General features: G+C 64.0%; 6 protein-coding genes. All 6 read left to right on the top strand.

What is annotated here, in order from left to right; genetic code table 11:
- Positions 1–226 precede the first annotated feature (226 nt).
- From QYR03_RS05920 to QYR03_RS05945, 6 genes are read left to right on the top strand one after another with little or no spacing between them, the layout of a single operon-like run.
- A complete protein-coding gene (locus QYR03_RS05920) occupies positions 227–1,132 on the top strand; it encodes a DUF4132 domain-containing protein (RefSeq protein ID WP_259849884.1) in 906 nt (301 codons plus the stop codon).
- Positions 1,125–5,669: a hypothetical protein gene (locus tag QYR03_RS05925; protein WP_259849888.1), complete on the top strand. Its 4,545-nt coding sequence runs from the start codon at positions 1,125–1,127 to the stop codon at positions 5,667–5,669. Before QYR03_RS05920 ends, QYR03_RS05925 begins: the two co-directional genes overlap by 8 nt.
- Positions 5,666–10,288: a hypothetical protein gene (locus tag QYR03_RS05930; RefSeq protein WP_259849890.1), complete on the top strand. Its 4,623-nt coding sequence runs from the start codon at positions 5,666–5,668 to the stop codon at positions 10,286–10,288. The genes QYR03_RS05925 and QYR03_RS05930 overlap by 4 nt, the downstream gene beginning before the upstream one ends.
- Positions 10,285–11,385, top strand: a complete 1,101-nt coding sequence (locus QYR03_RS05935) for an AAA family ATPase (protein WP_259849892.1) — start codon at positions 10,285–10,287, stop codon at positions 11,383–11,385. Before QYR03_RS05930 ends, QYR03_RS05935 begins: the two co-directional genes overlap by 4 nt.
- On the top strand, positions 11,382–14,771 hold the full coding sequence (locus QYR03_RS05940; protein WP_259849894.1) for a DUF5682 family protein: 3,390 nt from the start codon (positions 11,382–11,384) through the stop codon (positions 14,769–14,771). The genes QYR03_RS05935 and QYR03_RS05940 overlap by 4 nt, the downstream gene beginning before the upstream one ends.
- The gene (locus QYR03_RS05945; RefSeq protein ID WP_259849896.1) at positions 14,768–16,393 is read left to right on the top strand and encodes a hypothetical protein; all 1,626 of its coding nucleotides are present in this window, start codon (positions 14,768–14,770) and stop codon (positions 16,391–16,393) included. Before QYR03_RS05940 ends, QYR03_RS05945 begins: the two co-directional genes overlap by 4 nt.
- Positions 16,394–16,558 lie beyond the last annotated feature (165 nt).

A 16,558-nucleotide genomic window follows, 5' to 3' on the forward strand; every position in this document is an offset into this window, starting at 1 on the left:
GGCCGAGTCGGCCCCTAAACCACCCAATTCCTTGTTGTTAGCCCCAAAACTTAGTTTCTCCTGGTCATCGAAAACCGCCTAAAAATCGCCACCTGGGGTAACTAAGTTTTGGGGTTAACATCCTTCTGGGGGTTCACATCTAGGTCAACACCCTCAGCATCGATCTTGAGACACCGGTAGCTTTGCCCCACTGCGTAAAAAAGTGACTTAGAGTACATTCGCGGGCATGAGTGCCCCAGCAGAACCCACTTGGATCGACGTGACCGGCGGCTACGCCCTGACCATTGATGACGGTGTAATCCGGGCGCGCAATGCCAAAGGCAAACAGCTGAAGTCGGTGCCCGCGAAGGTGAAAAAGACCGAGGAATACCTCGAGCTCGACAACCTGCTCACCTGGCTGAAAACCCACGACGAAGAGTGCGGCACCCAGGTAGAGACGTGGCTGCTGCGCTCCCTCCCCGTGCCGGCGAAAGTCATCGCCGCAGTGTGGCCGGACGAAGCGTGGCAGTCCTGGCTGCGCGACCTCATCATCCAGCCTGTAGACGACTCCGGCGAGGCACACGGCGGCGCGGAGGCGGGCTTCCTCCGTGACGCGACCGACAAGGACGGCCAGGTGAAGCTCGGCATCGTGGACCTGGACGGCGAAACCCGCACCATCGACGCGGCTGAGATCCTCATCCCGCACCCGGTGCTGTTGGATGATCTGCACGAGCTGCGCGAATTCGCCGCGGATATCGGCGTGGAACAGCGCTTCGACCAGCTCCAGCGCGCGGTGTACTCGATGCCCGATCCGCTGCCGCATGAATCGTCGACAAGCCTGAGCGAATGGGCGAACGCCCGTTTTGAGCAGGCTCGCTTCGCGACGACGCGTGCCCAATCCGCCGGTTTCAATATCAAGGCTGGTTTCGCTTCTACCCGGATCCACGAAGACGGCAAGCTGGTGGAAGCCCGCTACTGGATCGGCGCGGACGAGTACCCCGAAGCGGAAACGTTCACCGGCGAACTGTTCTGGATGATCGACGGGGAGATCCTCCCTGTACGCGAGGTCGGCCCTGTCGCGTACAGCGAGGGTGTCCGCATGGCCGCGCACATTCACGCTGGCCGCACCATCGAGGAGGGCGACAATGAGTGATACCCGCACCCGCCTCGAGCAGGGAGGCATCACGCAGGAAGCTGGAGAACGCTCCTTTCCCCTCGCCGCAGCCACATACGCGCACGCACTTTTGCCTGGCCGCCCCGTCGTCAGGCTCACACCCGAGCCGCTCTTGGAAGCAGAGAAAGCCACCCTCGGAGTGGTAGGGCTTGAGCTGGAAGAGCAGACTCATGTCGGACATGTGCGCCGCCGCGCAGTCGGTTTCCCCGAGTGGCCGATCCTCAACGACCCCGATAACGCCCAGGTCGCGCTCGATCTCGTCGACGACTTGAAACGGCTGTCTGTCCGGGCACGGTCCAAGCCGGCGGCGGTGAAGACAGAGGTCAACAAGCTCGCAGACGATCTCGACGCAGCCGTCCCACACTTTCTGCCGACATTTCTGGAAGAAGCCGGCCGCATCTTCTTGGAAGCGGGAAACACGTCGTACGCATCGCAGATGTTCACGAAGGCGCGCGAGGTTGAGCGTCGGCACGCATTGCTTATCGACGAAGAGCGCCACCGCGACGTCATGATGGAGTTCGCCTTTGCTGGGGCGGTCTCCGCGAAGGAATTCACTGCGGAGTCCACGCACCTGGCTGAGCGGATGGAACCTGCTGAGGCATACGAGCGGTTCCGCGCACTCTGCCTGGAGCGAGTCCGCGGCGGGCTGACTCCCTATTCCGGGATGAAGAAAGACCTGGCGAAGCTGGCCAAAGCGGCGGGTTTGAAACCCGCCGACGAGGAAGCTGCCCTGGCCGCAATTCTGCTGCGGGCGCCCTCCATCCAGCGCGCGAACCAGAAGTTCTGGAAGGATTACAAGACCGCTATCCGGAAAGCAGCCAAACAGGACAAGACGCTGCAAGCCCACTTGTTGACGATGTCGCCGGACGAGATCAAAGTCGACGACTGGATCGATATTCTCCGCAGTAGCGGAGCTATCGAGCTCGTCAAGCAGGGCGATCACCCTGATTTCGTCCGGCGCGTCTTGGGATTAGCCACTCGCATCATGTGGGACACGGATAGCAATGAGAAACTCGCTCCGCTGCTCGACGAGATTCTTCCGCACGCCGGCTGCACAGCTATCGCCGTGCCGGACGGTTGGTTGGACAACATCCCTGCGGAAGCGTGGGAGAAGTTGCTGAGCCATGACGTGGCCATCGATTTCACTAACTATTTTATCCTGGCCTACATCGACCTCAAGACCTGGGCGGGCAACGAACATCGGGCTCCACTACCCCATCTTGCTGCCAGTGAACAAATGCGGAAATACCTGTTCAAGGGCATCGAAAGAGCGCTTGAGCACTCCGACGAGATCACCGTTATCTCCACCGACCCGCACCTCCATCCGGTGGTGGTCGCGCTACTCACGGAACGGATCGAGTCCCTGGAGTCGGCGCCGCCAACAGCAGATCGTTTGGCCGAGGTGACCGACTACGTCCGTCACTTCGAATTCGTCGACGACACCGAGATCCAAGGTCTGCTCGACCGCGTGAGGGCATACCACGGAGACCTCGCCGAAGTGTTGGCGGAGACTTTGCGCCGCGGCCTGCCAGAAGAGCTGGGTTGGCCTGAATTCGAGGTTGCTTACGGGGAAAAATACGAAAATGACCCGAATAACTGGGTCGCAGCGAAAGACTGCTGGCCCGGAGTCGTGGTGCACAACGACAAACAGCTCGCTCTTGTCGTCGGCGAGTCCACCACCGAGATCCAGAATTGGACTGGTGAAGAGATCGCAGGAGTCACCGAAGCCGACGGCCAAATCGCTATTGTGACGCGGCACCGTTCCGCCAACGGGACCAAAATCAGCTGGTCCGGCGCGCGTGAACCGTTAGATATCAAGGTGTCGCATTTCTCTCACGCTGCAGGTCTCACGGCTTCTGTCCCCGTTCCCGGCGGTCGTCTCCTCGGAGAGAATGTGGTCGTACGCCCAGACCAGCCCGCATGGAGCTTCAACATCAGGCAGTTCTTCGTTGAAGGCGGCCGTTTCTGGGTGCTCAATGACGAAGAGAAGTTCATCGAGATTGACCCCGACACAGGTGCGCTCGGCCGCGAATCGATGCCTGACTGGTTTGATCAGCAGTGCCGCCGCCACCCCGACCTCGAGTTCAATCCTCTCACCTCCCAGTTGCGGCCCGTTTGCGAGGAGACGGAGAAATCCCCGTTTTCCACAGCAGATGGCTACCACCGGCATGCGGTTTTCAACCGGAAGGGCGACCCGGAGTTCGCTCTCATTGTCGACGCGGACGGCACCGAGTTCACAGTGACGGGCGAACTCGCCCGCTCGGTCTTCGGTGTCATTCGTTTGCCCAACGGACAGCCACGGATTCTAGTGAGATCAAGACAGGGCACGTGGGTGATCGACCCGGCGGATGGCATGCCCACCCTTTCCTACGGCCTCGGGTTCAATAGCGCGATGTGGTGGCACCACACTAAGCACCGTGACCCCGAGGTCAGCTCGAAGCTGCGCGAGGTCACCGCCGATGACCTCCGCATCGTGATCAAGCGCTTCACTAAGCTCCACGTCGACGGCGATCTGGCCGATACCGTCGGACACCTGCTGGACATCGATGACTACGTGGTGAACCACGCTATCGCACAGCATGCCGCAGCCCTGGCGCAGTCATGGCCGGAGGTTGGGATATCACCGGATGTTGCTGTGACCAGAACGCTTGCTATTCAAAAACACAATGGCATTCTCCTTTCGGCCATGGTCCACCGGTGGGACGATATTGATGCGCTCAGCGTCTGGCACGGGGCAGCACGGCTCGGCTTGACCGACAGAGAACTGCCGCCGAAGCCGGATTCCTGGCAGGTCAGTGAAAACAACTGGATGGAGCTGCTCGACTGCGCCGACGCATTGCTCGCGCTCGCGGCAATGCCGGGCCGGACACTTGAAGAGGCCCAAGCTCTCAAAGAACTGTGGGTGCTGCTGCGGGATACGAACCTGCTATCGGCTGAGCATCTGATCATCGACCAGCTGTTGGACAACGGACGCTACCGAGAAATCCACACGAAATTCCCGCCGCTGACGTTGCCTGGCGGACAGCACTACGGGAACAGGTTCATGGTCCTGCGTGCCGACGGAGGAGACCCCATCACCATCGACGGCCATGCTCTCGAGCTTGAAAACCGGCGGGAAATCACGCCGTCACGCACGGATCTCGAGCCTGTCTTCGACGCCCTCATCGAGCGTCTCCGCGACAACGGCCCGCAACCGTGGTCGCCTGAGCCCGGTGAAGCTTTCGCAGCGGCCAGCGGAGCTCCTGTTGTTGAAGCGCATCTGATCACGGCCGGGTTCCCGAACTTCCATAAGTGGGAGTCCAATTTCATGCCCAAAGAGCTGCGCACGACAATGGGGCTCAAGGTTGCCGAAGCAGCAAAAGCAAAAGACCGCATAGGAGGCTCGCGTGAGCATTTCTTGCGCGTGCTCGCCGCAGGCATTCCCGACGATGCCGAATCAGTCCTGGACAACGGTCTAGATAGCCAGGCGATGGCCGAGTACTGGTCAGAGCATGGTCCGGCTGCTCCCCTGCAGCTGCCGGCAGACATCACGGAGCGAAAGCCGGAGCGCCTCTCCGCAGAAACCCTTCTTAACGTCCTCGACGGACAACACGACGACCCCTGGGACTCGAGGGTCGAATCGGTGCTCTGGCTGGCCACCGAGGTGGACATGTCCGACCCGGTCCGCAGCAACTTAGCCGATGTCGCCGAGAAGCTAGTCGAATCTCCTGAAAAACGGACAGATCTCCACCTCGGCGTTCTAGCGGCGTACTGGGATACCGCCCGCAGGCTCAACCTGCCCACCAGAAAATTCGACGACCCCGACGATCCGATCTACCAGTCGGGACGCTTCAGCCGCGTCGAAGGAGCTTGGCCCGGCGCCACCTCGATCAGCGTCGACGTGAGCGGCATTACCGACACAGATGATCCTGATCTGCAACAGGCCCTCGAGCTTGCGATTCTGTGCAACACATCCACAAATGACCTCTGGGCGCTGAAACTGTATTTGCAGGGCAGCTTGTCCGCATACGCGACGTGGCTGCGCGAACCGGGCGACGGCGATCCGCACGATCCGCGCGCCGCCGCGCCCGAGCTCATCGGAGAAGTGGCCTCCACGTTGAACGTCAGTGAGAACGCCGCCGTGTACTACCTGCAGCTTCTTGCCTGGCCAGACCCGACGGATGCGAATGTGCGCCGTTGGAACAGCTGGAAGAAAGCCGACATCACGAACGCCGGCGCAGAATTGGTCGATGCGGGCGTCGTCGTTGAGGCCAAGCGGTCCCGTGCCAAGAGAAAGTACTTCTTGCCTGGAGGTTGGACGGAAGGACAGCCTCCGCACCTGCCGATCGAAACGTGGAAGACGGAGCCATTCGGCATCGTGAAAAAGGGCGCGCGCAGCAAGGCCGAGCCACTCCTCTGGGTGGCCGTGGCACCCCTACCGCCGACGGAATGGTTCGCCGCCTGCTGGGAACGCTCCCGAGGCAACGATGCGCCGCAATTCGAAGAATTGGAAACGAACCATAGGAGTCGCCGATGACGTTAGATGTCAGCACACGCCTCAACCTTGGGGGCATCACTGAGAACGCCGCGGACAACTCGGTGCCGCTCGTGGCAGCCGCTTACACGCACCCGGTGCTTGCCGGTCGCTCGATTGTGCAGCTCATTCCCGAGCCACTGGCGGAAGCCGATGAATTGGCACTCGGTGTCATCGGCCTCGAACCAGCTGGTCGCGTGAACGTGGGGCACACTCGGCGGCGGGCCATCGGTTTCCCTGAATGGCCTATCCTCAACGACCCCGAGAACGCGCATCACGCGCTCAACCTCGTCGCCGACATGGAGCGCGCAGGCAAATACGCCGCCAGCAAGCCCAAGAAGTTCAAAGGGGCAGTCGATGAGTTGGGCGACAAACTCGACAACAGCGCACCGCACTTTCTCCCTACTTTCTTCGAGGAAGCTGGGCGAGTTTTCATCGCCGCAGATAACGGCAAGCTCGCCGCGCAGATGTTCACGCAAGCACGCGACGCGGAGCGCCGCCATTCGCTGCCTATCGACGAAATCCGCCACGCCGAAGCCGTCCTGGAATTCGCCTACGCCGGGGCGCTGAGCACCAAGGAACTGGGCAACGAGGCGAAGCGGCTGGCGGAACAGCTTGAACCGGAGGAGGCGTACCGCGCGTACCGCACATTGTGCGTGGAGCGGGTGCGGGGCGGGTTGAGCCCGCACGCCGGGATGAAGAAAGAGTTAGCGAAGCTGGCGAAGGCCGCTGGCTTGGACACCGCCAAGGAAGAGGACGGGGTCGTCCGCGATTTGTTGAGCGTCCCGTCGATGAAGAAGGCCGGCGCGCATTTCTGGAAGAATTACGAGAAGGCTATTTGCCGCGTCGTCGCGGACGATCCCGCGCTCATGGACCAGCTACTTTCTCTATTCCCGCGCCATGTGGATACCGACCCGTGGCTGCACCTGTTGGATATCACCGGCGCGCTCGACGTGGTCAAAGACGGTGCGCATCCGGACTTCGTTCCCGGCCTCCTCCTGTTCGAGTCCCAGTGGACGAAATGGCCGTATACGCCGTCGACCCAGTTGACACCGGTTCTCGCAGATATCCTCCCCCATGCCGGTCTCAGCACCGTCACCGTGCCTAAAGACCGGCTCCATTATTTGCCGGCGGCAGCCGTCGAGCAGGTTCTCGCGAACGGACTGACCTTCTCGTTCTCTCATGCACCAGTACAAACGGACATCGACCTCACCAGATGGGCACGCCTTCCAGAGCGCGCACCACTGCCCCACCTCATGGCGGACGAATCGCTGCGAGGAGCTGTCGTTCTGGGGATCAAGAATGCGATGCGCCATCCCGAGGTCGTGGAGACACTCACCGCCGATCCGCACGTCAGAACGTTGGTGGTGGAGCTGCTCACGGAGATCGTCGATAAGCTTGAAGCGGGAGTGCCGTCCGTCGACCATCTCACGCAGGCCACTACATTCGTCCGCGGCTTCGAACTCGTCGGCGACGAGGAGATTCAGTCGCTTCTCGACCGGGTGCGTGTAATTCACCGCGATCCGGCCGTGCCTTTGGCTGAATCCTTGCGCCGCGGTCTGCCCGATGAGCTCGGCTGGCCAGAATTAGAGCAGCTCAACTGGAAGTACGGGGAACCGATGCGACTCAATCTGTGGCTAACCGCCGAAGATTGTTGGCCCGGCGTCATCGTGGAAGCAGATTCCCGCACCACCTACCTGCGCGGCCGGAACGCCACTGCGATTCCCAACTGGACCGGTCAGAAACTCTTCGGCGCCATGGAAGTTGACGGCCAATTCGGCCTGGCCACCTACACCAATGCGAATCCGCGGGTGTGGTGGGAGAGTGCCCCCGAGGGCATGACCAGTAGATGGAGAGAGCTTCCGTCCCTCGGCCTTGTCGCCTCAGTTCCGGTGCCCGGTGGGCGTATTTTCGACGCCGACACGGTGATGCGTCCCGGCCATTCCACGTGGGCGAGCGGCAGCCAACATTTCTTCGTCGACGGCAACCGGGTATGGCTCATCGACAGCCCCGGGCTTGACGACGGATCCACCGTAGTGGAACTCGATCCAGCCACCGGTGCCACTGGCCGCGAGAGTTTGCCGGACTGGTTCGCCGAGCAGTGCCGCCGCCACCCGGATTTGGTGTTTGAACCGCAGCGTTCACAGCACCGGCCGGTGGAGGACACAACCGCGGAATCGCTCTTCTCCACCGCTGACGGCTTCCACAGGCATGCTGTGTTCACCCGCCCCGACGACCCCGACTTCTGCTTGGTCGTCGACGCCGACGGGACCGAATTCACCGTCACTGGGAAGCACGCGCGCAAGGTTACGGGTGTACTTCAACGCCCCAACGGCGGCCGGTGGATTCTCACGAATGAGCACATAGATCCCGTCGTTCTGGATCCGGAAGACATGACCCCGGTAGCGGTGCGCGGGACGCAACTCCACTCGCACATGTGGTGGCATCACTTCCGCGTCCGCGAACCCGAGACAAGCGAGATGCTGCGGCAGATCACTGCCGATGAGGTTCGCCCGCTGGTGAATCGGGCGCGCGAAAACGGCAATGGAGGCGCGGATAAGCACATGTGCGAATTGGTCGGCGAGGTGCTCGGTGTAGACGACCCGGTGCTGCGCTATGCGATCGCATCCGCTGCGCACCAAGCGGCGACGTCGTGGCCGCAGGAGGACACCGACGCACGTGCTGAGGAGCTGACCGGGGCGCCGACCTTCGCCGAGCACCATGGTGTGCTCCGGTCCCTCACGCGGTTTCCCCTCGCCAAATTCGACGCGATGGATATCTGGCAAGGTGCGGCGGCCTTGGGAATGCACAACCGTTATGTTCCGGAGAAGGGTTACACCCACAACAGAACCAGGGGCAGCAACGACTGGATGAAGCTGCTCGGGCACGGCGATGCCCTGGTCATTTTCGCGGCATCACCAGGCCGTACTGCGGACGAAGTCCAGGCGTTGAAGGAGCTGTGGACGGTGCTGCGGGATGCCGGAGCCCTCACGGCTGACAACCTGGTGTTGGAGTCCTACGCCTCGGTGCCGTTTTCGCCGGGGCAGAATGTACAGCTTCCGCCACAAGCGGTTCGGCTCGCGCGCAACGTTTCAGGCGACCCCCTGATTGTGCGCGTGGCCGGCGCCGAGATGATGACTGTGAACGGCACCCCCCTGAAACTGAACAGCCGAACTGACATCGCACCGTCGCGCACGGACCTTGAGCCGGTCTTCGACGCGCTGCTCGCACGCATTGCGGAGGACGGCCCACTGCCGTATTCAGCGTCTACTGGCGAGGCTTTCGCCGCCGCAGCTAACTCGCCGCTTGCCGACGCCCATGTGATCGCCGCCGGTTTCCCGAACCTCTACTCCTTCGACGCTAATTTCGTGCCGAAGGATCTGCGCTCGGCTATGGGACTGAAAGTCAATGAGCTCAAAGCGGCTCGAGAACGGTTGATGCCCTCCGGCGACCACTTCGCGGCGGTCCTGGCAGCTGGCCTGCCCGACAATGCGGCGGAGTTGCTGACCAGCGGCCCGGATATCGCCTCCATGGCCAAATACTGGTTAGAGCACGGGCCGGACTACTTGCCTGAGATCCCAGGGCAGATCGCCGAGCGCGTCCCGAAAGTGTTGAAGGAAAGCGTGCTGCAAAGCATTGTCGCCGGCCGGCATTTCGACGCTGACAATGGCACTGACAACGCCGACGACTGGGCCCAAGAGGTCGGCGCTCTGATCTGGCTTGCCACTGAGCTGGACATGACCGATCCGCTTCGCCCTGCGCTGGCCGATCATGCCGAGCGGCTGCACAGCTCCCCGCGGGGCATCGACGCAATCAAGGTCGCTATCACCGGTATCGGCGAGGACGATGAGGCAGTTCGCAGCGCGATCGGTGCGCCGAAACGCGCTGAGGGCGACACGGACCGCACAGACCTTCAAGCAGGACGGTTCACACTCGAGCAGCATTACGATTGGGATTTGGTCCTCGTCGACCTCTCAGACGTAGATGAGCCGTGCAGCGACCTGGATCTGGCGCGCGAATGGGCAAAGGACCTCCACAACGGTGCCAGCAGCAGGTTGCGAGTGGCAGCGGCGGACGTCCGCGCACGCGGTGTGCTCACGTCCTACGCCGAGTGGTTGAGGGAACCGGGCAAGGGCGAACCGCGCGACCCTCTCGTCTCCGCGCCCGAGCTCGTGGCTGAGGCGGCTGATGCACTCGGAGTCAGCCAAGACGCGGCCCGATATTACCTGCAGTTGCTGGCCTGGCCCGAGCCGACGGACAAGAATGTCCGCCGCTGGAATACCTGGAAGAAAGCCGATATCGTCCGCGCCGGTTCCGAACTCGTTGCCGCCGGTAAAGTCGTCGAAGGCAAGCGCCCCCGTTCGGGCCGCAGCTATTTCTTGCCCGGTGGATGGGTAGAAAAAGTGCACAAGTCTGAAGGACAGCTCCCGGTCGAGGTGTGGAAGCTACCCGCCTTCGGCATCGAGCAGAGTGGCTACAACGGAGAATTCGAGCCGCAGCTGGGCATCGCTGTCGCACCCCTACCGCCGCCGGAATGGTTCGCTACCTGCTGGGAGCGCTCCCAGGGCGACGACGCGCCGCAATTCGCGGAACTGGAGACCACGAGGAGGAGACGCCGATGACCCACCAGGTCGAGCTCGCAGAGGAGCGCTTCGCCGACGAGCTGGAGTTCCTCGAACGCTGGGACACCGGCGCACGCCCACCGGGTTGGAGGCTGACACCGCGTGCCGTGGTCGCATTCATCATGGGCGGCACCGACCTCAAGGCGGGGCGGTCCAAGCTCACCATCGCGCCGAAATACGTCGGGGATCCGGCGCTGGTGGAGCGCTGCGTGATCACGCTGGCAGGCTCGCGCGGGCTGATGCTGGTCGGCGAGCCCGGCACCGCCAAGTCGATGCTCTCCGAGCTGCTTTCGGCTGCCATCTGCGGGACCTCCGCGCTCGTGGTGCAGGGCACCGCCGGGACAACGGAAGACCAGCTGCGCTACGGCTGGAATTACGCGATGCTTCTGGGCAATGGCCCCACAGCGGAGGCGCTGGTCCCCAGCCCGGTCATGCGCGCGATGGAAAATGGTGCGGTCGCGCGCATCGAGGAGATCACCCGCTGCCTGCCCGAGGTGCAGGATTCGCTGGTGTCCCTTCTGTCGGAGCGCCGCATCGCCGTACCCGAACTCGGCGACATGTCGGTGGCGGCCACCGAAGGCTTCGGGCTGATCGGCACGGCGAACCTGCGCGACCGCGGAGTGTCCGAAATGAGTGCGGCCCTGAAACGCCGCTTCAGCTTCGAGACGGTCCACCCCATCGCCGACCTGGACGCGGAGATCGCGCTCGTTGCCAACCAGACCCGCCGGGCTTTGGACGCCGCACAGATCGACACGCCTGTCGACGAGGTCGTGGTCGACGTCCTCGTCACCGCCTTCCGTGACCTGCGTGCCGGTGTGAGCCGGGAAGGCTGGCCGGTGGAGAAACCCACGACGGTCCTCTCCACCGCCGAGGCCGTGTCTGTGAGCACGTCGATCGCCCTTGCCAGCGCCTATTTTCCCGCCCGCAGCGACGGCCTGCGCGATGTGGCCGGTCACCTGCTCGGTGTCGTCCGCAAAGACGATCCCGCGGACGCGGACCGGCTTCGCGGCTACTGGGACAGCGTTGTCCAGCGCCGGGCGAAGGACGGGGCGGCACCGTGGCGCACCCTGTGGGATCAACGCGACGAGCTGGTATGACGGAAGTTGACGTTGCGGGAGCCGTCGATAAGCTGGCGCGCGATTCCGTTTTCCTGATCGGCGTGCGGCACCACTCACCGTCGCTCGCGCGGGTGCTGCCGCGGCTGTTGGATGAGGCGCGCCCGGACGCGGTGGTGCTGGAAATGCCTGCGGAGGCGCAGCCGTGGTGCGAGTGGATCGCCCATCCCGAGGCGACGGCGCCGCTCACTTTCGCGGTCGCCGATGACGACGGTGCTGTCGGTTTCTGGCCGTTGGCCGATTTCAGCCCGGAGCTCGTCGCGCTGCGGTGGGCGCGCTCGCGCGATGTGCCTGTGATCTGCGCCGACCTCTCCCCCGCCGCACGCCCCGAATCTTCGGAAGCATCTGACGGCGAGTTCAGCGTGGGCACGCTTATCGACGCCCACGTCCACGCCGAGCACCACGACGACGCCTGGGACCGCCTCGTCGAAGTCCCCTCCGCCGGCGCATCACCCGAAGCTGTGCGCCGCAGTGCTCTGGCTTTCGGCTGGGCGTACCGGCAGGGGCGGAACCTGGATGCACGCACGGCCGCGCGCGAGGCATCGATGCGCGAAGGTATCCGCCGCGCGCGTGCTGAGCACGGCCCCGCGGTGACCGCGGTGACGGGCGCGTGGCACAGCCCGGCGTTGACCTCTGAGCTAATCGACGCTGAGGCGGAGTCCGACCGCGAGCTGCTTAGCTCCCTGAACTTTGACGGCGAGCCTACGGCCAGCCTTGTCCCCTACTCGCAGAAGCTGCTCGATTCCCGCTCCGGTTACCCGTCCGGCATCCGCGACCCGCGCTGGCAGCAAGCGGTGTTGACTTACGGCGACGACCTCGCCGCATTCGAGGGTGCTGTGACCTCTTTGCTCACCCAGCTCGCTGCCCATCTCCGCGCGGAGGGCCATCCGTGCGGACCAGCTGAGATCCGTGAGGCAAACCGTATGACGCTCGACCTCGCTGCGTTGCGCGGGTTGCCGGTGCCGGGCCGCCGCGAATTCCAGGAAGCCTGCACCTCCGTCTTCGCGCAGGGCGACGTGCTCGGGCGCGGCCGCGCCGTGGCTCGCGCCGCCGAGAAGATCCTGGTGGGCGAGGACACCGGTGCCCTCGCCCCAGACACACCCCAATCGGGTCTGGCTCTCGCTTTTGCTGAAGATCTCGCTGCCCTGCGCTTGCCGGGCCCTGGCGAACGGTCGCGCGAGCTGACCCTGAATCCGCTGCGCCTGAAAGACTCCGCTCCCGAAAACACATTGGACACTCGGCGCGAAATCTTCCTGCAGCGCTGCCGGGTCGCACGCATTTCCTACGGCATACCCACCGAGGTCATCGGCGTCGGCGGTGCCCAAGCGGTGAGCACGAAATGGACAGTGCTTTACGACGTCTCCACCAGCGCCAGCCTCCCCCACGCCAGCCGATTCGGTGTGACCGTGGTGCAGACAGCCAAAGGCGTACTGCGCACCCGCCGCCCCGACTCCGACTCCGATCCCGACCCCGACGTCCTGGTGACCGGCCTGGCTGACGCCGCCGCCGCTGGACTAGCCGACGAATTTGACTGGTGGCTCGACGCCGTGGTGGCGGAGCTGCCCCTTCGCGCCGGTGTTGACGCTTTGGCGGAGGCAATCGAGGTCATCGCCGCTGTCGGCGAAGGCACCGTCGCAGGAATGCTACTGATAGACCGTGGCCCCCAGATAGCTTCTGCCCTGGAGATTCTCGTTGATGCCGCTGTTGCGCAGGTCGACGGCCTCGCGGGCAGCGACGACCCAGCCGATGCCGCGGCGTTGGGCCGCCTCGTCGCCCTGCGACACGCGGATATCGGGCTGCGCCTGGCACACTCGCTCACCGAATTCGTCTCTGCTGCCTCCCCACTGATGCAGGGGGCAGCCACCGGGTTGCTGCGACGCCTCGACCACGACGTGGCTGATCTGCCCAGCATTGCTTCGCGAATCTACGCCGCCTCCAGCACACAGAGCCGCCGCGATCTAGCCCGCTGGTTGACGGGCCTGATCACCGCCAACCCCGAATTGCTCACCGACGATTCTTCATTCCTCGACGATCTCCGCTCTGGTGTCGAAGACATCGATGAAGCGATGTTCATCGCCCGCCTCCCCGCATTGCGCGGTGGCTTCGACCCGATGTCTGCCGCCGAACGCGAACGTTTGCTGGAAGCTGTCGGCGCCGACCGCGTGCGGCCGACAGAGGTGCCCGCCGAAGAACTCGGCCGCTGGGCCGCAGAGGACCGTGCCGCCTGGGAGCGCCTCCAACGCCTTGGCCTCTCCTCCGTCGCCGTGTCTCCCAAACAGCGCTGGTCACTGGTGCTGGGGCGCCGCCACCACGAACTTACGGGCCCCCAGCAACGACGGTTGGCGCGCAGCCTGGACCAGCTGTACGGCGGCGGTGACGGCGAGGGATCGTCCGGCGGCTATCTGGGCGGCCGCGGTGGATCCGAGCCTCCCTACCCCACCGCGCGCGAATGGGCCGACGACCTCGACGCCCTGTTCGGCGAAGACGTGCGAGAAGACATCGCCGCCTCAGCGATCACTGCCCGCAACCCGCTTGCCATCGACCTCATTGAAAACACTCAGCCCCGCGCATCCGTCGAGCTTCTCAACGACATCCTCACCATCGCCGGTGGCATGCCCGAATCGACTCTGGCGAAGCTGCGACCGATGCTGCGTCGCATGGTCGCCGAGCTATCCCAGGCGCTGGCCAACCGGCTCCGCCCCGCTCTCAACGGCTTACAGGGGTGGCGTGCCACCACGCGCCCCTCACAGCGCTTGGACGCCGCGGCGACCATCCGCAGGAACCTACGCCACGCCGTCCCCGGTCCCGACGGCACCCCGCAACTCGTCGTGGCCACACCCATCTTCCGTCAGCCACTCGCCCGGCGCGCCGAATGGCACATCATCGTGCTTGTCGACGTCTCCGGGTCCATGGAACCCTCCACCGTCTTCGCCGCGATGACCTCCGCCATTCTCGCCGGCGTAGACGCACTATCGGTAACGTTCCTGGTCTTTTCCACCGAAGTCGTTGACCTGACTGACCACGTCGACGACCCGCTCTCACTACTGCTGGAGATTCAGGTCGGCGGCGGCACTGACATCGGCGGCGCCCTCGCCGTGGCGGGGGAGCGTGTCACAGTCCCCTCGCGCACAATGCTTGTACTCATCAGCGATTTCGAGGACGCCTACTCCGAATCCTTCCTGCTGTCCCGTGTCGAGTCCTTGCACAACTCCGGCGTCCGGCTGCTCGGCTGCGCCGCTTTGGACGATTCAGGAGCAGCGCGCTACAACGCCGCAGTCGCCGCGAGCGTCGCCGGTGCAGGCATGGCTGTCTCCGCCGTTTCCCCGACGGAGTTGGCACGATGGGTTGCAGAGCAGGTCCAACGATGACAAGCAATACTCACCCCGACGGCCTTCCCGGCATGGACCCGGCTTTCGTCGCCGCCACTATCGAGTCCCTCCCGGGCCGCCTGCAAAAGCGCCTGGACAAAGCAGACCCTGACTCCTGGACTATTGCCGCCGACGTTGGCGCCGACACCACTACCGTGACCGTCGGCACTGCCACCGTCACGCTTGACCCTCCACAGGCCGCGGAGTGCGACTGTCTACTCAGCCCCCGCTGCCTCCACCTGGCACAGGTGCTGGTGAGCTGCCCGTCGACTGAGGCGCAGCCGGACTCTGCGGACGATCCCGCTGCAGACTCCACCGATTCCGCTGACCCATCCGCCCCCGCGGACGCCCCGCTGGCCCTTACCCGCGAACAACTGGACACCCTCGAACTCGCCGAATCCTGCCTCACCGGCTTGCTTGACCGCGGGCTCGGCGGACTCACCGCCGGTGACCGCGCGAAAGTGCTGCGCGTCGTGGCAGCAGCGCGGGTGCAAAAACTGCCGCTCTTGGCCGCCCACTTCGCCAGGCTCCACGGCCACCTCGGCACCGGACGTCTCGGGTACGGCGAAAGCCACGTGACCCAAGCCGCAATCTCGACGCTGGTGGAAATCGCATTGGCGGCTCACCAACTCCGCCACGGCCACGACACTGGAACATTGAGCATCGACGCCGTCGGCACTGCGCGCCGCACCTACTCACCGGTGGGGACTCTGCGACTGCGTGGTTGGGCATGCGAACCGCTGCTCACCGCGTCCGGCTATAGCGGCGTCATCACTTATATGGTTGACGAACGCGACGGTCGCATCTTTGAGCTGTCCTCCGTTCTCCCAGGCGACAACGAGCAGATCGCCAAGGCCTACTTCGGTGATGCCGGATTCAGCCAGCTCGGCCTCTCCCATCGCGATGTCGCCCGCACCGGCCTCCTGCTCACCAACGCCACGGCCTCCGCCGACGGCAGGTTGGGCCGCGGCAGCAAGCTCCGCGTCAGCACACGCACCCCGGACACAGATGCCGTTCCGGCGCAGGACTGGTGGTTTGGTGACGCTGTGCTGCGAGGAATCGAGGACGACGGGCAGCACCCGGTATTCGTTTTCGACACCGACGAGGGTCCGCTGCGCTGCCAAGCCAGCCCCACCGCTGAACGCTTCGGCGGCCCCGCCTTGAGGACTCTGGCCAGTGCGAACAACGTGCAGGTGCAACTTCGCCTTCGTCAGCGCCGCGCCCAGGAACCGGGCAGCGCCCCATGGATCCTCATCGGTGTCGCTCACGAAGACACCTGGGTGTTCCCCGGCCTCGACCACCCCAACACCCACTGGCTCGGCGTCCCCAAGGACGCGGAGCCGATGGCTGTCCCCTTCTCACAAATCGAACCGGAAACGGTGCTGCGACGGTGGCGGGATGCCGTGGCACGCCAAGGCCGGCGAGCTGTGACCGGAACGAACCGCGAACGCCTCATGGCCGATGCCGCGTGGCTGCGCTCTCACGCTAGCGGCCACCGAGCCGACCTCCTCGAGAAGCTTGCCGACGCCGCCGCTACCGGCTCCTACGATTTCGACGGCCGCTTCCGCCCCGACCCGAGCGACATCCCCCGCCGCTGGGCCGCCGTCGCCGCGGTGTGCTGACCCCTGGCACTATCGCAGGGGCGGGGTGATCTGCTGAAAATCAGCCGAACACTTGATGTTAACCCTAAAACTTAGTTTCCCCTGGTCGCCGAAAATCAGATGACAATGCGCCACCTGGGGTAACTAAGTTTTGGGGTTAACATCTGGCAGGGGTTTACAGCTGGA

The sequence above is a fragment of the Corynebacterium sp. P4-C1 genome (assembly GCF_030503595.1).
Taxonomy (GTDB): Bacteria; Actinomycetota; Actinomycetes; order Mycobacteriales; family Mycobacteriaceae; genus Corynebacterium.